The sequence below is a fragment of the Micromonospora sp. WMMD558 genome (genome assembly GCF_049315255.1).
GTDB lineage: Bacteria > Actinomycetota > Actinomycetes > Mycobacteriales > Micromonosporaceae > Micromonospora.
Window position 1 is genome coordinate 3844418 of sequence record NZ_CP186061.1, and the last position, 19422, is coordinate 3863839.

At 74.5% G+C, this 19422-nt stretch carries 15 protein-coding genes and 1 pseudogene; 4 read left to right on the forward strand and 12 right to left on the reverse strand.

The genetic code is table 11. The features are described from left to right. Positions 1–301: 301 nt before the first annotated feature. Positions 302–1444, forward strand: a pseudogene (locus tag ACN26Y_RS18510) (SigB/SigF/SigG family RNA polymerase sigma factor); the annotation flags it as partial. Between the two features lie 384 nt (positions 1445–1828). Here ACN26Y_RS18510 and ACN26Y_RS18515 read toward each other — a convergent pair. Then, entirely contained in the window at positions 1829–2632 is an 804-nt protein-coding gene (locus ACN26Y_RS18515) for an inositol monophosphatase family protein (protein ID WP_366599730.1), read from the reverse strand. A 141-nt stretch (positions 2633–2773) separates the two neighbouring features. Here ACN26Y_RS18515 and ACN26Y_RS18520 point away from each other — a divergent pair, with 141 nt between their 5' ends. Next, complete coding sequence (locus ACN26Y_RS18520; RefSeq protein WP_366599729.1) at positions 2774–3004, forward strand: YrhB domain-containing protein; 231 nt, start codon at positions 2774–2776, stop codon at positions 3002–3004. A 106-nt stretch (positions 3005–3110) separates the two neighbouring features. Here ACN26Y_RS18520 and ACN26Y_RS18525 read toward each other — a convergent pair whose 3' ends face one another. From ACN26Y_RS18525 to ACN26Y_RS18545, 5 genes are all read right to left on the reverse strand, one after another. Then, entirely contained in the window at positions 3111–3530 is a 420-nt protein-coding gene (locus ACN26Y_RS18525) for an ankyrin repeat domain-containing protein (protein ID WP_366599728.1), read from the reverse strand. A gap of 29 nt (positions 3531–3559) precedes the next feature. After that, positions 3560–3895, reverse strand: a complete 336-nt coding sequence (locus ACN26Y_RS18530) for an immunity protein YezG family protein (RefSeq protein WP_196255619.1) — start codon at positions 3893–3895, stop codon at positions 3560–3562. An 11-nt stretch (positions 3896–3906) separates the two neighbouring features. Next, on the reverse strand, positions 3907–4374 hold the full coding sequence (locus ACN26Y_RS18535) for a DNA/RNA non-specific endonuclease (RefSeq protein WP_196255620.1): 468 nt from the start codon (positions 4372–4374) through the stop codon (positions 3907–3909). A 157-nt stretch (positions 4375–4531) separates the two neighbouring features. Further along, on the reverse strand, positions 4532–5026 hold the full coding sequence (locus tag ACN26Y_RS18540; protein WP_155331493.1) for a hypothetical protein: 495 nt from the start codon (positions 5024–5026) through the stop codon (positions 4532–4534). A gap of 5 nt (positions 5027–5031) precedes the next feature. Next, positions 5032–5355, reverse strand: a complete 324-nt coding sequence (locus ACN26Y_RS18545) for a PE domain-containing protein (protein ID WP_155331494.1) — start codon at positions 5353–5355, stop codon at positions 5032–5034. Positions 5356–5515: 160 nt separating this feature from the next. Between ACN26Y_RS18545 and ACN26Y_RS18550 the strand changes: the two genes are divergently transcribed. Both ACN26Y_RS18550 and ACN26Y_RS18555 read left to right on the forward strand, forming a co-directional pair. Next, a complete protein-coding gene (locus tag ACN26Y_RS18550; protein WP_155331495.1) occupies positions 5516–5926 on the forward strand; it encodes a YbaB/EbfC family DNA-binding protein in 411 nt (136 codons plus the stop codon). Between the two features lie 102 nt (positions 5927–6028). Next, positions 6029–9034, forward strand: a complete 3006-nt coding sequence (locus ACN26Y_RS18555) for an eCIS core domain-containing protein (protein ID WP_422733131.1) — start codon at positions 6029–6031, stop codon at positions 9032–9034. A gap of 166 nt (positions 9035–9200) precedes the next feature. On the opposite strand, the gene ACN26Y_RS18560 is transcribed toward ACN26Y_RS18555, so the two are convergent. From ACN26Y_RS18560 to ACN26Y_RS18585, 6 genes are read right to left on the reverse strand one after another with little or no spacing between them, the layout of a single operon-like run. Then, positions 9201–11759, reverse strand: a complete 2559-nt coding sequence (locus ACN26Y_RS18560) for a DUF6519 domain-containing protein (RefSeq protein ID WP_155331497.1) — start codon at positions 11757–11759, stop codon at positions 9201–9203. 1 nt (position 11760) lies between these two features. After that, the gene (locus ACN26Y_RS18565) at positions 11761–13824 is read right to left on the reverse strand and encodes a phage tail protein (protein WP_155331498.1); all 2064 of its coding nucleotides are present in this window, start codon (positions 13822–13824) and stop codon (positions 11761–11763) included. Next, positions 13821–16226 (reverse strand): hypothetical protein, encoded by a 2406-nt coding sequence (locus tag ACN26Y_RS18570; RefSeq protein WP_422733132.1) that lies wholly within the window; start codon positions 16224–16226, stop codon positions 13821–13823. The genes ACN26Y_RS18565 and ACN26Y_RS18570 overlap by 4 nt, the downstream gene beginning before the upstream one ends. Next, complete coding sequence (locus ACN26Y_RS18575) at positions 16223–18724, reverse strand: baseplate J/gp47 family protein (RefSeq protein WP_422733133.1); 2502 nt, start codon at positions 18722–18724, stop codon at positions 16223–16225. Before ACN26Y_RS18575 ends, ACN26Y_RS18570 begins: the two co-directional genes overlap by 4 nt. Next, positions 18721–19095, reverse strand: a complete 375-nt coding sequence (locus ACN26Y_RS18580) for a hypothetical protein (RefSeq protein ID WP_155331501.1) — start codon at positions 19093–19095, stop codon at positions 18721–18723. Before ACN26Y_RS18580 ends, ACN26Y_RS18575 begins: the two co-directional genes overlap by 4 nt. Further along, complete coding sequence (locus ACN26Y_RS18585) at positions 19092–19421, reverse strand: hypothetical protein (protein WP_230688629.1); 330 nt, start codon at positions 19419–19421, stop codon at positions 19092–19094. Before ACN26Y_RS18585 ends, ACN26Y_RS18580 begins: the two co-directional genes overlap by 4 nt. Position 19422: the final 1 nt, after the last annotated feature.

Below are 19422 nucleotides of genomic sequence, written 5' to 3' on the forward strand. Positions count from 1 at the left end.
CGCGTTGTCCGACCGGCCCTCCCGTCACCTCGCCGGGTGGACGTTCGACGCTGGGCCGGTCGGCGTTGCACAGGTCGGTGACAAGTCGTTGACGATCCTTCAAAGGCGGTTTTCCGGGCGACGTCGAGGAGATTGCTGACCGTGGGGCGCCGGACGGCAGGTCCGCCAACCGGTGCCGAGGTGGCGGGGCGTGATCGGTGTGGAGCCCGTGCCAGCGGCGCTGGCGCCGTCCGTTGAGCACCATCCGCGCCCCGCGGCGGCAGGGCCGACGGCCCGCCCACTCGACGACCACGGGAGCGACATGTATTCGATCGATGCTGTCCGGGACACCCACACCGGTGTTGTCGGGGCCGAGCGCCGGGAGCAGGCGACCGTCGCGGCGATCCGCCGGCTGCGCGACCCACGGTGCTCCGGTGGCGAGCGTGACCGCCTGCGGCAGGACGTGGTGCGCTGGAACCTGCCGCTGGCCCGGCGGTTGGCCCGGCGCTACCAGCACCGGGGCGAGGGCCTCGACGACCTGCAGCAGGTCGCGGCGCTCGCGCTCGTCAAGGCGGTGGACGGGTACGACCCGGGCCGGGGCCCCAGCTTCACCGGCTACGCCACCCCCACCGTGCTCGGCGAGTTGAAACGGCACTTCCGGGACCGGGTGTGGAGCGTGCACGTGCCGCGGCGGCTGCAGGAGCGGTGCCTGGAGGTCACCCGGGCCCGCGATGACCTGACGCAGCGCCTGCACCGGCGGCCGTCGGCAGGGGAGATCGCCGCCGCCCTCGGTGTCAGCGCGGCCGACGTCCGCGCCACCGAGGGCAGCATGTCGGCGTACCGGGCGGACTCGCTGAACCGGCCGGCGAGGCCCGACGACGACAGCTGCGAACAGCAGGACCTGCTCGGCGCGCGGGACGAGGCCTTGGAAGCGGTGTGCGACCGGGTAACGCTGCGGGCCGCCGTCGAGCGACTGGCGCCCCGGGCCCGGCACGCCGTGCACGAGTACTTCTACCGCAACCGTACGCAGGCGCAGATCGCCGCCGACCTCGGCACCTCGCAGATGACAGTGTCGCGGGTGCTCACGCAGGCCCTCGCCCAGTTGCGGGCGACGCTGTCCGAACGGACCTCGGAACCGCGGCCCGCCGTCGACGGCCACGGGGACCTGCGCGTGCGCACGTACGAGGCCGGTCGGGGTTGTGCGGTGGTGGCGGTCGCGGACGTCGTGGACGCAGCCGCGGCGGCCCGCCTCCGACAGTTGCTCATGGACCTGGCGCTCGCCCGACGGCCGCGCATGCTCGTCGTCGACCTGCGTCACGCCGGGCACCTGCCGATGGCAGCCGCCCGGACCCTGCTCGACGCCCGCCGCGCCTGCGGGCACGTGGGATCCCGCTTCTGCCTGGTCAACGTCGGCCCGGAGGCATACCACGCGCTGCACCGCACCGGGCTCGACCGGTTGCTGGACGTCCGCCCGGCGGCGGGCGCGGCGGCCGCCGGGCGTACCCCTGCTCCGCCGACCACAGCCGGCGGACCTGTGACGCCCGCCCGTCCCGCCGATGCGACCGCAACCGTCCCGCTGCCCGGACCGCCGGACCGGACAAGGTACCGCCGCCGGTTCCGCAGCGGTGCCGCCGTCGGGACCCGGGCCTGGCGGCGAGTGTGGATGGACCGGACACGGTGTCCGTCACGACTCGCCACCAGCTGCCCGGCGGAGCGTCACCTCCCGGGTGGCGGAGGCGATGGGAATGCCGGCCTCCCCAAGGCGGTGGAGGATCGTGCGGGTCACCGCTTCCTCGACGACAGGCGCGCCCAGCGACGACGATGCCCGCTGCGCCAAGGGGAAACCGGATCACTCCGTTCGTGGGCGCTGGTTCGCGACGAGGGTCAGTATGGCGGCATGCGTCTGCTCGTCCGCAGCCACCACCAGACCGCCCAGACCGGTGTGCATCGGCTGGCCGTCGATTCCGGTGACCACACAACCGGCTGCCTGGCAGAGGGCGATTCCCGCCGCGAAATGAACGCTGTCGGACAGGTGACCATCGGTGACGTAGGCGGCGCGGCGGCCAGCGGCGACCCAAGCCACGGCCAGGGTGGTGGAGACGACGCGAGGGCGGAACTGCTCGATGAATCCTTCGTCGGCGAGCATCCGGGCGGCCGAGAAGACTCCCTTGTTGGGAAACGGTGGGTCGAGATTGACGTCGACCAGTCTCGACTCGGCCGACGGGGCAAGTCGCTGGTCCGAACCACCGCGACGCACGTATGCAGCGGCACCGTCAGTCCAGAACACCTCGTTCGTGAACGGGTCCGCGGCGGCGGCCACCGTGTCCTGCTCACCGGCTCGCAGCGCCACATTCACCGAGGCCAGCATGTTACGCACGGCATAGTTCAACGTTCCGCACAACGGGTCGACCAGCCACGTACGATCGTTGTCGCCGTTGCCCGTGCGCCCGCTCTCCTCACCCAGCACGAGATCGTCCGGGCGCGCGGTACGCAACACGTCGATGATGGCTCTTTCGGCCTCGATGTCGGCCGTGGTGGCGAAGTCACCTGCGGACTTCTGCAAGCGTGTCAGCGATGATCCGTAGTGCGAGCGGACGACCGCAGCCCCGGCTTCCGCCGCTTCGATGACCAGGTCCTGGTCGGTGATCGACATGCAGGGACCATAGATGTCCACCGCACCTCGAACGCGCGTGGCCTCGCCACGGCCAGCGAGCATCGGTCAAGTACCCGGATCTGCCGCGCGTTAGGCAGCGTGACGCCGAGCTGGCCTGGCTGCCGGTCGGACGGACGTCGCATGGAAAAGATCCACACCGGTGAATGGGTGATCATCGGCGCGCGAGAGCACGAGACCGCATGGTCCGTGGGCTACCAGTCACGCGCCTTCATCGAGTCAAGGGACATACCCGATTCGTTGGTAGGCAACGGACCTGTGGTCGTACCCAAGTCCGGCGCGGAGCCATGGCTGGCCTGGTCCGGTCGGCCGGTGGAAGAACAGATCGCCGAGGGGCGGCCCACCCTCGGCTGAACGCACTGGCATGCCGCTGATCGTGCGCCGGTGCCGGGCTACAACCCCAGCAGAAGCACCTGGGCCAGAGCGCTGCAGTCGCATGAGCTCGCAGCGTCCTCGTCGCTCAACCGTTCCCTGCGGCTTTGAGCAGCGATTCCGTCTTAGGGTGGCCACTTCGGACGGCCCATTCGAGGGGCGACAGCCCGCTGCCGTGGTCCTCGCGGAGGTTCGGATCTGCGCCCCTTGTCAGGAGTTCGCGGACGACATCGGCATGTCCCCACGCTGCGGCTCCAGTCAACGGTGTTCCCTCCTCGCCGCGCCCGCTCTCGACGTTCGGGTCCGCACCGGCGTCCAGGAGGATCCGCACCGCCGCACGCTTGTCCTGCAGCGCGGCCAGGTAGAGAGGCGTGGTGCCGTCACGGTCTGCCGCGTTCGGGTCTGCCCCCGCGCGCAACAGCGCAAGCACGGCCGGAAGATCGTCACGTAGCAGCGACGCCATCAGGCGGGCGGTGAGCTTCTTGCGCTGTCGGACGTTCACCAGCATCGGAACAGGGGGTCCGGTGTGGCGTCCGGTCAGTCGGCGGGGGGCTCGTACGAGAAGTCGACCTCGAAGGCGCCGTCGCGCTGGACGGCCATGGTGAACCCGTACCAGGGGTCGCCGCCGTCGTCGATCATCACCTGCCGCAGGTCGATGAGCAGGTCGGTGATCTCGTCGACGGCCTCGTCGGGGTTGTCGTCCCAGGAGAAGTAGAACGCTTTCCCGTCGGGCCCCCGAAGTTCCAGGGACGCGTTGGCGTAGTCGACGTCGGTTTCGCCGTTGGCGATGATGGTTTCCGCGTTGTCGGGCAGGACCGACAGCAGGATCTGCCCGATGCGGGTGATGATGTCGCTGTCACGACCGTCAGGCACGACGGCACCTTTCATGGATTCCGGAATCGGTGGGTGCGTTTGGGGCCGTTGTCGATCTGCTCGGTGATGGTGAACGCGGTCGGCCGGGTTGATGCTGAGTTCGGATCGTAGTGCACCCGGCCCTCGACTCGGACGGTCTGGGAGCCGGCGCCGGGGGTGGGGTGGTCCGGGTCCAGGGCCCGCGCCCACCTGTTCTCCATCCGTTTCCAGGCGGACAGGTTGAGGTTGGAGTCCATCGCCACGAGGTTGATGCGTTCGCCGGGACCGCGGAAGATGTGGGCGAACAGGTGGCCGCCCTGGTCGGTCGACTTGCGGAACGGCCTGCCGGCGACGCGCTGCTGGTAGGCGTTGCGGTGTCCGTCCACCGCCTGGAGACGTCCGCTGAAGTGGGTGACCCGGCCCTTGGAGTCGGTCTTGTAGGTGTAGCCGGTGGTGCGTTCCACGTAGGTCGTGTTGGGTTGGAGTTTGCGCCGGTTCACCGTGCGGTTCCACGCTCCGGGCTGACCGGCGTTGAAGTCGATCCGGGCGCGGGTGCGTGGGGCGGGGATGACTCGTCCGGCAGCGCCGATCGGTCCGCGGGCGTTCGGTGCGCCGCCCGGGGTCGCACGCCGTCCGCTGCCTCGCCCGCCTCGGCCTCTAGCCATTGAGCACCGCTTCGACGGCCATGGCGATGAGCTGGTCGAGGATCAGCGAGGTGATCATCTTGAAGACCGGGATTTCGAGGAGCGAGGCACCGAACGTCACGGCGGCGGTCGCGATGGCCTGGGCGATCTGCACGGCAAGGATCGCCAACTGCACGATCACCTGGATCTTGAGGGCGAGGACGACGCCGGCGCAGACCATGATTCCCGCCCCGACGAGGGAGGCGCCGGGGATGCCCTGGGCAAGCGCGTTCGCCGGGCTGTCGGCGCCGTTCCACCACGCCTGGAAAGCCTGGGCCGCCTCGCCCTGGTTGTTCGCAAAGTAGGTGGAGGCTGAGGCGAGGGCCGCGGCTCCCGCGGCTTCCATCTTCGGCGCGAACTCCACCCACAACTGCCCGAGCTGGAACAACCGCTCCTCGTCCGAGGTGGGCCAGTCGTAGCCGAGCATGCCCAGGATGGACACCAGTTCACCCGGTAGCTGCAGTCCCATGCCGGTCAGCCGAGGCTCTCGCCGAGGGCGTTCAACGCGGCGAAGGCGTCCGCCTCGACCCGTTCGTAGGCTTCCGCCACGCCGACCAGGTCGTCGCCGGCGGCGGCCAGCTCGTCGGCGACGGTGTGCCAGCAGTCGAGCGCCCACTGCGCGACGGCGACGTAGGCGGTGCCGATGTAGGTGCCGATGGTGTCGTCGCCCCAGGCGCCGTCGTAGGCGGCGGTGGCGGCCTCGAACGCCGCCAACTGCTCCAGGAAATCCTCGCCGCTGGTGGCGAGGTTGTTGCCGGCGGTGAGGATCGCCTCCGGTTGCACGTCGAAGCCTGGCACCGTTCCCCCGATCGAGTGACGGACTGTGGCGGCACGGATCCTATCGGCAGACGCCAACCCGCGGGTTACGCGGACGGTCCCGGGTCCGTCGGGTGCGGGCCGCGGACGGTGTGGCATGTTCGTACGCTCAGGGGCGGCCGAGGGGACAGGGGAGCGGGGTATGCGTCCGAGCAGTGAGGGTTTCGCCGAGATGCTGGACCAGGTGGTCGCCGCCGCCGGCAGGGTGCAGGAAGCAGCCACCGGCGGCGCGGAGCCGGTGCGCACGAGCGCGGCGAACGGCTGGGTCGAGGCCGAGTTGGGCGCGGATGGACGGCTCGCCGCGCTGACGCTCGATCCGGGGTTGAAGGGGCTGCCGATGGAGCGGGTAGCCGCCGCGATCGTCGAGGCGGTCAACGCGGCCCTGGACGAGCAGCAGGCCCAACGCGGCCATGGTGGGCCGGCAGTGGACCTGTCCGAGATGATGGCGCAACTGAAGCAGGTCCAGGAGGCCGCGGTCCCGCAGCTGCGCTCGTTCGTGGACGCGCTGACCCGCGCCCAGCAGGACGCCGCCGCCCGCGCCACGCGACGGTAACCGCGCGGCGGGTCCGCTGGCGCGGTGATGCTCACCAGCCCGAACGGTCCTTGTTCGACCATCGGCGCGCCGGCATGATGGGCAGGGACGGATGGAGTTGCGGTGAGCCAATCCCACGCCATTGCCGCCCCGAGCGCCGCCCCGCCCGCGGTGAAGACCGTTCCGACCACCGAGCAACGCCCGTCCGCGTCGCCGCGGCCGGCAGCCGGATCCGAGTTCGGCCGGGTGGCGTTGGAGCGGGCGTTCGCCGACCCGGTCCGGCCCGTCCACGGCGCGGTCCGTGCATCCGTCGAGGCCGCAACCGGCGTGTCGCTGGCCGGCGTACGGGTGCACACCGGCCCGCACGTGCGGACGGCGGCCCGGGCCGGCCGCGCCGCCGCGTTCACCGCCGGGCGGGACATCGGGATCGCGGTCGGGCCGGGGCAGGAGCTCCCCGAAGCGTTGCTCACCCACGAGCTGATCCACGCCGCCCAGCAGTCCGGCGACGGGGATGCCGCACCCGACGACGCGGAGGCGCAGGCGCACCACGGCGCGCACGACCTCGACGCGCTCGGGCCGCTGCGCACCACCGGCACGTGGTACGTCGCGTTCGCCCCCGAGGACTGGCTGCAGACGACCCCGGATGTCCGGCACTACGGGTTCACCGAGCTGGTGGACGAGCTGCGCGCCGTCGACGAATGGCTCAACCGGCAGATCGTGGGCTCGCAGGAGACCGACCGGATGATGGAGGCCAAGGAGGCCCTGCAGGCGGAGCTCGCCCGCCGGCAGGCCGCCATCCGGGCCGCCGACCGGCCGCCACCGCGACGCCGTGGCCGCGGCCGGGCGGGGCAGGCGCCCGCCCAGCCGGAGCTGCCCGAGCAGACCGAGATGCCGCGCATCCTGCGGGAGCGGAACAGCAGACAGCTCACCGACCCGGACGAGATACGGGCCGAGGTGGACTTGATCACCGCCTGGTTGCAGCGTCCGGACCTGAGCCGGGACACCCGGTGGATCCTGCGGCAGGAGCTCGCGGCGCTGGAGCCCGGCCTCGGCGCGGAACTCGGCCGGGCGAGCGCGCAGCGGCAGCAGCAGCGACTGGCCCGCGCCCTGTCCCCGGCGGCGGGTGCCGACCGGTCCGGCGTGCTCGCGAACATCCGGCTGATCGAATCGATCCGGCCCTACCAGGAGCAGCCGGGTATGGCGTACGTCATGCACGACGGCGAGCTGCTCGTCTTCCCGCAGGAACTCGCCGACCGGGTGCGGGCCGAGGTCACCGCCGCGCTGCAGGAGGCGGCGCGCCGGGCGCGGGACGTGAACGACAGCACCGAGTACCGCATGCGCGAGCACATGCGACTGAACTACGAGGACCAGTACGTCGTCGGCTTCTTCGTCAGCGTCGTCAGCGGCGAGGAGCCGGTCGACGTCCAGCGGCGCATGCTCGACCCGATGGCGGACTCCAACATCGCGCTCAGCCGCTTCCGTAACGCCCAGCAACGCGGCTCGCTGACCGAGATGGCGGACGCCGTCTTCACCGCCGTGGAGAAGGCCGACCAGGCGCAGACCGTCGTGCTCGACGGCATCGACCGGGCGGTCGCGGCGGCCGGTTCGATCGTCACCGGCCTGACCATCACCCGGAACCTCGCGTTCGCGGTGGCGCTGTCCATCGGCGCGATCCTCGCCGCCCCGGTGGTCGCGGCCGGCGTCGCCGGGACCGGCGCGACCGGCCTGCTGGCCACCGGCATGACCGCGGTCGGCACCGGGGCGGTCGTCGGCGGTGAGGGCTTCCTGCTCGGGTTCGCCGGTGGGGCGGGCGGTGAGCTGGTCGCCGGCCACGGTGGCGAGGCGGCGCTGCGGACCGGCCTGAGCGAGGGGCGACGGGTCGGCGGGGCGGGCTTCGCGATCGGCGTCGGCGGCGGGGCGAGCCTGGGGCTGGCCGGCAACCTCGGCATGGGCGCGACCGGGCTGAGTCGCGGCGGGCAGCTGTGGCGCGGTGCGCTCGCCGGTGGCGGCGGCAACGCGATCGGGTCGATGACCGGCGCCGCGCTCAGCGACGTCCCGGAGGGCGAGAGCCGGGCGAGTTTCGTGCTGCGCTCCGGGGCGTGGGGCGCCGGGCTCGGCATGTTCGGCGGTGCGGCCGGGACCGGCTCCCGGTGGCTCAGCTCACCCGGAGCGCGGTTCGGCGTCGGCGTGGGGCTGCCCAGCCTGGCCGGCGCCGGCGGGACGTACCTCCAGTCGGGGGGCGACTGGAGCCAGACGTTGCAGGCCGGCGCGTTGGGGCTCACCGTCGGCGGGCTGGCCGGCCGCCAGCCCACCACGGTCACCCCGACCCAGCAGCGCGCCTTCCAGCTCGGCCGGCAGTTCATGGGCGGCGTGCGGGCGTACGCGGGCGCGGCCATGATCGGGTTGGGCAACGTCGGGCCGTCGCTGCGGGTGGGGGAGTCCTCCGCCTCGACCACTATCGTTGTGCGCGACAGCGACGGCGGCTTCGTCCAGCAGGGCCGGGCGGCGGTGCAGCAGCAGGCAACCGTCCAGCAGCAGGCGCCGGCAGCGGTGCAGCAGCAGGCGCCGGCGCCGGTCCAGCAGCAGGCGCCGGCGCAGCAACCGCAGCAGGCGCTGACCATCCGGGTCTCCACCGGCGCGTTCGTTCCCAACCCGGCCCGCCAGGTCGTCGACCCGTTCTCCGGCGAGGTGCTCGGGCAGCGGTCCGCGTCGGCGCAGACGGCCCGGTCGCTGATCACCGGCATCCGGGCCGACGAGGGCGAGGCGGCGGCCTGGCGGGCGGCACTGGCCCGCGGCGAGATCGGGTTGCAGGGACCGACCGGCTCGAACGTGCCCGGCGGCGACTTCTACACCGCCCAGATCGACGCCAACGGTCAGGTGACTCTCATCGCGACCGACGTGAAGCTGTCCACCGTGGGCAGCTTCCCGACGCCGGCCACCACCCTCAAGCCCACCTGGCGGGCCGAGTTGCAGGCCGCCATCGCACCGGGCCGGCTGAACCTCGGCGACCCCGCGCTGGAGAACGCGATCCGGGCCGCGTTCGCCGCCGGCCGGATCCGGATCCGCCAGCTCAACGCCGACTACTCACCCACCGGCGGGGGCACGATCACCCCCGCCAACGGCTGGTGAGCCCGAACGACCCCGGACACATCAGAAGGCGCCGACCTCGTCGGCGCCTTCTCATCCGTGCCGTCCAGCCATACGGGGTGTCGAACCCCTCATCCGCTACACAAGGTCTCGGCTGTCCCTACCGCGGGTTGGCGCATGCCTGGACCTACGAGGATATTCCCCGCCGTCATGGCAAGCAACGGTCCAGCAGGAACGAGCCCGACTCGACGCGTACCCCGACGCCCAGCGGGTTGAGCACGTCACTGACGTAACGCAACGACACCCTCTGCGCAGCCCCCTCGTCGCGCAGCACCACGCCGGCCCGGAACGGGCCGGACGCGTCGAGGCCGCGTAGTTGCAGGAACGCGCCGAGCTGGCCGGTCACCCGCACCGCGTCGACCGGCGTGCCGTCGGTCTGGTCGCCCGTACGGTGCAACCGCGCGTGGTTGTCCAGCATGGTCAGGCTGCTGAAGCTGCCCACGTAGAAGGCGTGCCGCTGGCGGCCCCAGAAGAACGGCACCGCGCAGGACACCGTGTTGTTGCTGATCACCACCTGGCCGAGCACCCGCCGGCCCCCGCCGGCCGCCCGCAGTGCCACATGGACGCCCTGCAGCGCCCCGGTCACCTCGTTGCCCTCGACCCGGACCAGGTTCGCCCGGTCGCCGGCCACCACGATGCCCTGCCCGACGGCCCGGGTGTCCTTCAGCGCCGCCGCGAGGAACCGGCCGCTGACCGAGCCGACCGCCGCCTGGTGCGGTTCGGTGGCGCTGGCCGTGACGAACCGCGCCAGCCCCTGGTGCAGCGAGGCACGGGACTTCAGCCGCCGGGTCGAGGTGGCCTTCGCCCAGTCGGCGGCCACCCGGCGCAGCGCGGCCGGGCCGCCCATCCGTACCGTGCGCCCGTCGGCCAGCTCGACCGCCGCGCCGCCGCCGGCCGCCGGGTCGGCGGCCAGGTGGCCGGCGACGAACCGGCCCAGCTCGCGGGCCACCAGGCGGGTCATCAGCGTGGTCGCCTTGCCGGCCGACAGCACGACGGTGTTGTCCACGACCGTGCTCTCGGTCGCCGACGCGACGATGACGCCCGCCTGGTGGTCACCGATCTCCAGCCGGTTGCCACGCACCTCCACCGCGCCGGGACGCCTGCCGTCCGGGTCGGGCGCCGCGTAGATGCCCGACTGCGCACGCCCGGACGAGTCCGGGCACCACACCTCGCAGTCGCGCACCCGCACCCCGTCGCAGCCCAGGAACGTCAACGCGCCCAGCAGGTGCTCCTCACCGGGCGGGGTGTCGGGGGCCCGGCCGGACTCCACCCGCAGGCGGGTGACCTCGATGTCCGGGCAGCGGGTCGCGACCAGCACCGCCTCGTGCTTCTCGCCGACCAGCACCGTGGCCGGTCCGATCCCGGTGATCACCACCCGCTGTTTGCCCGTGACGGTCAGCGGGGCACCGACCCGGAACGTGCCGGCGGCGAGGCACAGCTCGCCGCCGGTGGCGGGCAACGCGTCCAGGGCGGCCTGCAGGTCGTCACCCGGGAACGCGGTCACCGTGCAGGTCCCGCCGCGCAGGTCGGTCAGCGGCGGGAAGGTCGGCCGGCAGTCCGTGAGCACGGTCTTGTTCGTCAGGTCCACCACGGCCAGCGGCGCGGCGGTGTGCACGACGCCGTCGGGCGGGGCGTCGGTCAGCGTCTCCACCGCGTCGGCGGCGCTGCCGCGGACCCGCACCCCCCACCAGTCGCCGACCTGGTAGCCGCCGGCGCGGGCGGTGAACGCGATGCCGACGTCGGCCCCGCCGAGGGTCAGCGGGACCGCGGTGGCCGCGCCGACGACCTGCCCGTCCCAGCGCCGCAGGCAGGTACCCGGCGGGTCGCCCGCCAGCGGGCTGGCCGTACCGAGGGTGACCGTGTCGCCGCCGGCCGACGGCGCCACCGCCGCCACGGTGAACAGCGCGCCGTGGTCGCGCCGGTCGGCCCGGCGCGCCAGCGTCGACACCTCGACCAGGTCGCCGGGGGCGAACGTCACCGCGGGCGACGGGGCGAGGGTCACCGTCGTGCCGGCCACCGTCGCCGCCACCGCGTCGCTGCCGTTCGCGTACGACCAGGCGAACCGGGCCGTCTTCTCCGTGCCCGCGTCGAGCACCTCGATGCGCAGCAGCCCGTCGGGCAGCTTGCTGCGCGGGTCGTCCGGAGGCGCGCACGGGTCCGGTGACACCGGCGCGGCGGTCCGCGAGACGTCCAGCCGGCCGGTCGACACCGGTACGGGCAGGCCGGCGCCCGAGCAGGTGGGGGACGTCGCGGGGACGGCCCGTACCCGCCAGCCCACCCGGGTGCGGGTGGTGGTGTCGACGCCGGCGAGGGCCGGGTCGAGCAGGCTCGGGTCCTCCGCCGCCTGCACCTCCTCGACGAACGCGTCGAGGTAGACGTTCACCAGGCCGGACGCGGGCAGCGCGGCGACCTCCGGCTGTGCCGCGTACCCCAGGTCGGCGGGGTTGCGGGCGAGCAGCCCGCCGATCCACATCGTCCCGGCGCGGACCGTCAACGCCCCGCCCACGAACTCCACCTTGAAGGCGGTGCTGCCGACCGGCACCCCGGCCGGGCCGATCGCGTCGCGGGCGAGCTGCCGGGCGTCCCGGGCGGAGCCCCCGACGACCAGGTTCCAGTCGGTGTCGAGCAGCACCCGGCCCTGCTGCATGAGCGCAGCGGTCCACCGGTCGGTGGCGCGCAACGGGACGCTGGTGACGTCTCCGGTCATGTCATTCCTCCGGGTGCGCGACGCTCAGGTGCGGATGCACGGTCAGCGGGGTCATCTCGGGCAGGCGCTGCGCCAGCCGGACGGCCAGCGGCCCGCGGCGGGCGTGGTGGTAGGCGCCGATCTCGCCACCGTCGCTCGCGCCGGTGAGCAGTGCCGGCGACGGGCGGGCCGACGGGGCGTCCAGCACCGGCGCGTAGTAGCCGGCCGAGTCGAAGCCGATCCCGCCGAAGCGCGGCAACGGCCCGGTCAGGCAGTGGTACGCGGGCGGGTGGGCCTGCGGCGAGTCGTGCTCGCCCAGGTGGCAGTAGCGCACGCAGCCGGTGGACGTGACGGTGGTGCGCAGCCCGCCGGTGAACAGGCAGTCGGTCACCCACACCTCGTCGGCTCCGACCGGCCCGACGAAGGTGACCCCGGTGGCGACGAGGTCGGGCGGGAACCGGTCGGCGGCGGCGACCGCGGCGCGGGTCGGGTCGCCGCCCGGATCGCCGCCGCACGGCATCAGCGCCGCGCCCCGCCCGTCGACGACGCAGTCGGTCAGCTGGATCGGGTACGCGGACAGGTCGGCGCGGATCGGGCCGAGCAGGCAGCGCGTCGCGGCCAGCCGGACCGTCCACGCGGTCGGGTCCACGTCGATCCCGTGCCCGGACGTGGGGTCGCCGGTCATCCCGACCAGGTCGACGCCGGCGAGCTGGGCGCCGATCCGCAGCGCGCCCGCGAGGAGGAACCCGCAGAGCTCGATCCGCACGTCGGTCAGCTGCAGGGACAGGTCCCCGGTGACCACCGGGGTGCACCCGGTCGGGGCGACGACCCGCCACCGGGTCAGCGTCGGGGTGCCGGTCACCGGCGCCGCGGGCGCGGCGAGCCGGTCGCTGGTGAGCAGGCGGATCTCCACCTGCGGGGCGTCCGGCTCGCTGGAACTGCTGGTCGCCGCGGTGGCGGCGGCGAACGCCGCGGTCAGGGTGGGCACGACGATCTGCCCGGCGGGGTGCGGACCCGACGCCGGATCGACGACGATCACCACGCCCGCGTCGTCGCGGGTCTCGGCGGTGCTCGCCACCGCGCCGAGCCGCCCCGGGACGGCCCGGTAGAACGTGGCGCGGAGGGTGCCCGGCACGTCCCCGGCCGGTTTCACCACCCCCCGGTACGGGTCGACGAGCACCGTCCCCGCCGGGGCGGCGGGGGACCCGGCGGGCGGCAGGGCGGTCAGCCCGATCTTCGCCCAGGGCAGCGGCACGCCGTCCACGGTCAGCTCCAGCAGCGCCGGCCCGTCACCGGTGAGAGGATGGTCGGCCGCGAGCGTCCACACCGGCCCGTAGCTCACGTCGCCGAGCGCGTCGATCAGCCGCCACGTGGCGCGTACCGGAAGCTCGTCCGGCGTGCGCGGACGACGCGGTGCGGGCGGCTCGCCGGGTGGTCGCTCGTCCTCGGCGTCGCTGGCGATCTCCAGCGGTCGCGGCCGTAGGTAGAGCGGCGCGCTGCCGCCGAGCGGGTGCAGCGCGAACCGGCCGCCCCCCAGCGGCGCCACCTGGACCTGTTCGTAGCCGAGCACCTGCCACGGGAACACCTGCACGGTCGCCGCCGCCGGGTGGAACGACCCGCCCGGCGTGACCGACCGTCGCGCGGGGTCGAGCCCGGTGCCCGCCAGCAGGTGCTCGCCGTTGCGCAGGTCCAGCGAGGCGGTACGCCGGACCGGGTGGCGCAGCTGCTGGCACCACACCGTCGCCGTCCAGCCCTCGCGCACCCGTGCCGACCAGCCCGTGACGACCTCGGCGAAGTCCTCCAGGGCGGCCGGGGTCCCCTTGCGCCGGCGTAGCGCGGTCGCGTACGCGATCTCGCGCCGGTCGGCGTCCGGCGGCAGCCCCAGCAGCGCGCCCAGGTACGGCAGCGCCCAGTCCGCGGCGCTGTCCGGGAAGGCGTCGTCGAGCACCCGGTCGACGTCCGCCGCGAGCAGCAGCCACTGCTCCTCCAACGCCGCCAGCAACGCGAGCAGCGGCGGTGTGTCGGCGCCGGCCGGCCCGGTGTTCAGCAGGGCCGGCGGCACCATACGCAGGAAACGTTCGCTCATTGGAGATGCACCGCCGTCACGCTCAACAGTTCGTACCGTTCAGCCGGTGTCCGGCCGATCGCGGCCTCGGCGGCGGACGGCGCGCGGACGCCCGGGGTGACCGACAGCGCGACCACGCCGACGACCCCGGTGACCGCCTGCGCCACGGCCAGCACGTCGCTCGCGTCGACCGGCACGCCCAGGTCGCGCGGTCGGGGCGCGAGTGGGCCGGCCGGGTCGAGCAGCGCCGCGCCGACCGCCTCCCGGACCGTCACCGGGTCCCGGCGCGGGTCGGCGGTCACCGTCAGCGTGGCGGTCAGCGCGCTCGGCACGCCCGCGCACACGCACAGGCCCACCGAGGTGTCCCGCCGGGCGTCCAGGTAGCCGGCGAGCGAGGTCAGCTCGGCGGGCAGCGGTGCGCGCACCCCCGTGTCGCCGAACCGCAGCGACGCCACATGCAGACCGCTCCCGCCGCAGGGGCAGCCCACCGGGCCCGCGCCCCGCCACGCCACGCTGTGGCTCGTCCCCGGCACGCCGAGCGCCAGGTCGGCCAGATCGTCCAGTGACACCGCGCGGTCCAGCGCGCGGACCCGGGCCGCGGCGGCCCGCCGCATCTGCAGCGAGTCCTCCTGGTCGGCGGCCCCGGTGGTACGGCCCACCCCGGCGATCTTGCGGACGCCCCGCACGCTGCCGAGCAACGTGTCGATCCGCGTCGCGTCCAGCTCACCGACCAGGCCGCCGCCGACCCGCCAGGTCGCCGTCACCTCGCCGCGTACCGCGTCGGCGCCGAAGCGGACCACGAGGCGGCCGTCGGCGGCGAGCCGGGTGGTGAACACCGGTGCGGTCGGGTCCCGCCCGTACAGGCTGTCGACCTCGTCGAAGGCCACCCCGCCGACCCGGACGGTGAGACTGTCGGTGACCCGGCCCGACTGGTCGACGTCGGCGGTGACCGGGCCGGGGACGACGGTGCCGCCGTCGGCCACGGTCAGCGGTCCGCGGCGCGTCTCGCCGTGCCGGACCGGGACGAGGTTGGCGGTCGCCGGGGCCTTCGCGGCCGTCCCGGTGAGCCCGGAGCCGAGGACGAGCAGCATGCCACCCACGTCGTCGGTGGTGTCGCCGGCGTCCCGCGAGCAGTCCGCCAGCTCCCAGCCGGCGCTGGTCTGCACGGCGATCCGGGTGGGCACCTCGGCGGGCCGGGGATGCACCCGCAGCCGGGTCCCGCCGGGGGCCAGCGGCGGCAGCTCGTGGTGCTGGGCGACGACCCGGTGGTCGACGAGCAGGATCTCGATGTCGTCGTTCCGCTGGCCCGGCGGCAGCGGGTCGGTCAGCTCGATCCGGCCGACGTGGTGCTTCGTCCCCGGGGCGACCGACCAGTCCACGCCGCTGACCGACTCGACCGTCGTGACGAACGCGCCGTACGCGTTCGAGACGAGGATGTTCATACCCGGGCTCGCCGCGCTCGCGTCGGTCACCAGCAGGTGGCCGGAGCCGACCGCCGCGGCCTCGCCCGGGTAGCTGACGGCGGCCGTGGCGGCGGCGCCGGAGGAGTTCACGTAGGACAACTTGCTGAGCCGGTGCGCCAGCGACAGTTTCGCGCGTACCCGGTAGGCGGCGTACGTGGTGCCGCTGACCGGCGCCAGCAGCCCGGCGAGCTCCCGGTCGGTGGTGACCAGGAAGGCGCCCAGGTCGTCGGACCTCTTCGTCACCGTCACCACGGCGCGCAGCGTCAGGTTGCTGGCGAACAGGGTGTAGACGATCGACATCCAGCCGAGCCAGCCCCACCAGGTCGACGGCATCGGCACGTACCCCGAGGGTTTCTCGGCGACCAGCGCCACCCGGTCGCCGGCGCCGAAGCCCGGATCGGTGAGCAGCCGCAGCCCGCGACCCGGCGGCGGCTGCGGGGTCGGCACGGCGGTGACGGTGAGGTCGGCCCAGTCGGCGCGCAGCTGCGTGTCGGTGACCACCTCGAAGGTCTGCGCGGCCCGGGTGGGCGTGCCCGGCGCCTGCACCCGGGTGCCGGCCGGGACGAGCGGACCGGCCCCGGAGTCCGTCGTGCAGCGGATCCAGCCGTGCGCCGCGGTCCGCTGCGTCGGCCGGTGGCCGAGCAGATCGATGGTCCGGCGCAGGTCCGTCCAGTCCTGCGCGGTGCCCAGGTACCGCTCGCCGGCGGCGAGTTCGGTGTACGCGGCGACCGAGTCGGCCACCCGCGACCACAGCTCGGCGGCGGTGACGACGGCCGGGTCGCCCGCCACGTCCAGGCGCGCGCCCAGCGGTCCGGCCCCGCCCGCCCCGGTCACCCCGGCGATCCCGGCGAGCAGCCCGTCGCGGAAGTCGTACCGGTCGGCGAGCCGGCGACGCAGCCGGGGCAGACCCGGCGGCGGGTCGGGCCGGGGCGTCAGCTCACGGGGCTCCGGTGCGTTCATCGGCCACCCTCCACGGTCAGCTCGATCCGGCCCCGGTCCGGCGCGGCGGCGTCGTCGTCGCAGACCGCGATCTCGTCCGGCCCGACCACCAGCACCTCGTGGTACGTCCCGGCCGGCTCGGACAGCCGGCGCGCCTCCGTCACCCGCACCGCGTCCACCCCGGGCACCCCGGCGACGGCCGCGACGACCGTCGACACGTACACCGAGGTGCCGAGCGGGTGCGCGGCGGGCGTGAAGACCGCCCCCGGCCGGCCCGGCCGCAGCGCCGCCAGGATCCGCAGCCGGGCCAGCGCGGGATCGGTCCCCGGGGTCAGGCACACCGTCACCGCGACGAGCAGGCCCACCGGGGTCGCCGGCAGGGCGACCACCTCCGTGCCGACCATCCGCACCGCGTCCATCACCTCGGCCACCGCGGCGCCGACCGACGGGTCGTCCACGTCGCCCGCCAGCTCCACGGCCACGAGGCCGACCGGCCAGGATCCGGACCACGACCGGCGCGCCGCGGCGCGGGCCACACCGGGGACCTGCGTCGCGAACGGCGGCAGGTCGCTCACCAGCACCGCCCGCCGGGGCACCGCCGCGTACGCCTGCGGAGCGTCCCGGCGTACGTCGTCGAGCGGCACGGCGGCGGCGCCACCCACCCCCGGCGTGAGGTTGCGCGCGGTGACCCTCGCGTCGGCCTCCGCCCACACGCACGGCTGCCCGGCCGGGGAGGTGCTCCGCACCAGCCGCGTCAACGTGTTCGCCGCGATCAGCCCGCCCGGGCCGGCGCCGACCTCGTAGCGCACGGTCACCGCCGACCGGGCCGGCGGCACCACGCCCAGCACGCCGGTGCGGAACCGCAACCGGGGCGGGTGGTCGTCGTCGTGGTCGACCACGACGCTGAACCCCTCCGTCGTCGCCCGCAGCAGGCTGGTCACCCGGGTCGCCCCGACGGTGATGCCGCTGGGCAGCGCCACCCGGGTGTCCAGCCGCCACGGCCGGCCGCCGGGCGCGCAGGACAGTCCCGCCGTTGCGGCGCGGACGAGCAGGTAGTCCGCGACCCGCTGGCGGGCCGGGTCGGGTCGGCCGCCGGTGAGCGGGTCGAGCGGCGCGATCGCCGCCGGACCGTCGACCAGCAGACCGTGGTGGGCGGGCAGGACGCCGAGCCGGGCCACGCCGACGCGGGGCGTGCCGCCGGAGTGGTCCACGCTGACCGGCACCGGCCGGGTCAGCGCGTCGGCGGCGTCCCAGAACACCCGCACCAGCGGCAGGCCCGGGGAGAGCGGGTCGGTCATCTCGACCGCGTGGGTCACCCGGACCACCTGCGCCGGGAACGAGGCGAGGGGGAGGCGGATCTGCTCGCCGCCGCCGTCGTCCGGCGGCCAGTTGGTGAGCCGCCGCGCCCAGTCCTGCTGCGCGCCGGCCGGCCCGGGGGCGACCACCTCGAAGGCGAGCAGCGAGCCCACCGGCAGCCAGGTCGCCAGCGGTGCGCCGTCGGCCGGGCGGGGGCGGACCAGCACCGCGCTGGTCGCGCCGGCGGTCAGCACCGCGTCCGCCTCGGTCCAGTCGTAGAGCGGCACCTCGGCGTGCGAGGCGAAGACGGTGACCGGGGCGTCGGTCTCCAGCGTGAAGTGCGCGGCGTCGGGCGACCGTTCCGGGTCCCCGACGGCGTCGGTCGCGGTGTCCCCCGGCTGGACCACGAAGCTGCTGTCGGTCGGTCCGGCGTTCGGGTGGGCCCGCCGCACGTGCACGAACGTGGCGGCGCTGGTCGCGGGGGGCACCGGGTGGTCGACCAGGCGGGCGTGCCGGGTGACGCTGGCGCGGCGGCGGGCGGTGCCGAGCCAGGTCTCGGTGGCGACCCGGTCCAGGCGGTAGTGCAGCAGGTCACCGAGGTGCGCCATCAGTTCGAGCAGGGTGACCGTGACGTCGGCGGGGGAGTGGTCGGAGTTCGGCGCGAGGACGTCCAGCCGTTCCAGGAGCATCGCCCGCAGCCCGGCGTAGTCGCGGGCCAGGGTGTCGTAGTCGGGCGGGGTGAGCGGGGCGGGCTGCTCCGGGATCCGCACGCAGTCCGGCACGTCGCCGCACTCCGGGCGGAGCCGTACCGGCAGGTGCCGGCGCAGCGGGTCGACCTGGAGCCCGAGCCCGGCCAGGCCCGCCGGGTCGACACCCAGCCGGTACGGCGCGCGTCCGGGCAGCGCCGCGCCCACCGCCTGCACGGGCAGGTCGAGGTGCGCGGGGACCGGATTCCCGTCCGGGTCGGTGGTCGCCGCGACGACCGTCCCCGGGCCGGTGACGGTGACCGCCGGGCGGCCCTGGAACGTCCACAGCCCGGCGGCGGTCAGCCCGGCCGGCGGGTCGTCGTAGAGCCAGACCGAGACGGTGCGGGTACTTCCCGAGCCGGTCGCGCTGGCCGCGCGCAGCCCGATGACGCTGCCCCCGGCGAACAGCGCCTCCGGCCGGCGCAGCGGGCTGGCCTGCGGCTGCACCGGCTCGGTGTAGGCGTCGAAGGTGGTCACAGCGCCGCCGCCGGCAGGGTGAGGGTGACCGTCCGGGTCTCGCCCGCCGGCCGGGGGCGGTAGACCACCTGCGCGGACACCGTCGAGTCGGCGACGGTCACGGTCACGTCCACGACGTCGAGGCGGTCGCCGAGCGCGTCGGTGAGGCTGCCCCGGGCCCGGGCCCGCACGGTGCCGGCCAGGTCCGGGGAGAGCGGCTGGAACAGCGTCGACGGGCCCAGCCCGGCGCCGAAACCCGGCCGGTGCAGCCGCTCGTTCGGCCCGGTGAGCAGGACCATGCGGACGAGGTCGTCCAGGTGCTCCAGTGCCGACCGGGTGGCCAGCCGGCGGCCGGCGCCGACGGCCCAGGGTTGGGCGGCGAACCGCTTCATCTGCCCTCCACCTTCGACTGGTTCGTCCTGATCTGGAGCGTGCCCTGCGGCGCGGACGCCGCGCTCAGGCACAGCCCCACGCTGGTGTCGAGCAGCACCGGGTCGCCGGCCGTGACCCGGACGGCCGGGGACTGCCACCGCACCGTCGTGCACGGGCTGGCGACGTTGCCGACCATGAACGGGCAGCCGGTGATCGTCGTGCTGTCGGAGAGCACGAGCACCGGGGCGCCGTCGGCCAGCACCCGGTCCTGGCTCGCGGTGAAGCTCGCCGACCCGCCGTGCGGGCAGGTCGCCACGGTGGCGGTGGTGAGCAGGTAGCCGGGCACG

Excerpts from the sequence above, each read along its gene's own strand:
- ACN26Y_RS18515 (WP_366599730.1), bottom strand. The coding sequence starts at position 2,632 with ATGTCGATCACCGACCAGGACCTGGTCATCGAAGCGGCGGAAGCCGGG.
- ACN26Y_RS18520 (WP_366599729.1), top strand. The coding sequence starts at position 2,774 with ATGGAAAAGATCCACACCGGTGAATGGGTGATCATCGGCGCGCGAGAG.
- ACN26Y_RS18525 (WP_366599728.1), bottom strand. The coding sequence starts at position 3,530 with ATGCTGGTGAACGTCCGACAGCGCAAGAAGCTCACCGCCCGCCTGATG.
- ACN26Y_RS18540 (WP_155331493.1), bottom strand. The coding sequence starts at position 5,026 with ATGGGACTGCAGCTACCGGGTGAACTGGTGTCCATCCTGGGCATGCTC.
- ACN26Y_RS18550 (WP_155331495.1), top strand. The coding sequence starts at position 5,516 with ATGCGTCCGAGCAGTGAGGGTTTCGCCGAGATGCTGGACCAGGTGGTC.
- ACN26Y_RS18560 (WP_155331497.1), bottom strand. The coding sequence starts at position 11,759 with ATGACCGGAGACGTCACCAGCGTCCCGTTGCGCGCCACCGACCGGTGG.
- ACN26Y_RS18565 (WP_155331498.1), bottom strand. The coding sequence starts at position 13,824 with ATGAGCGAACGTTTCCTGCGTATGGTGCCGCCGGCCCTGCTGAACACC.
- ACN26Y_RS18570 (WP_422733132.1), bottom strand. The coding sequence starts at position 16,226 with ATGAACGCACCGGAGCCCCGTGAGCTGACGCCCCGGCCCGACCCGCCG.
- ACN26Y_RS18580 (WP_155331501.1), bottom strand. The coding sequence starts at position 19,095 with ATGAAGCGGTTCGCCGCCCAACCCTGGGCCGTCGGCGCCGGCCGCCGG.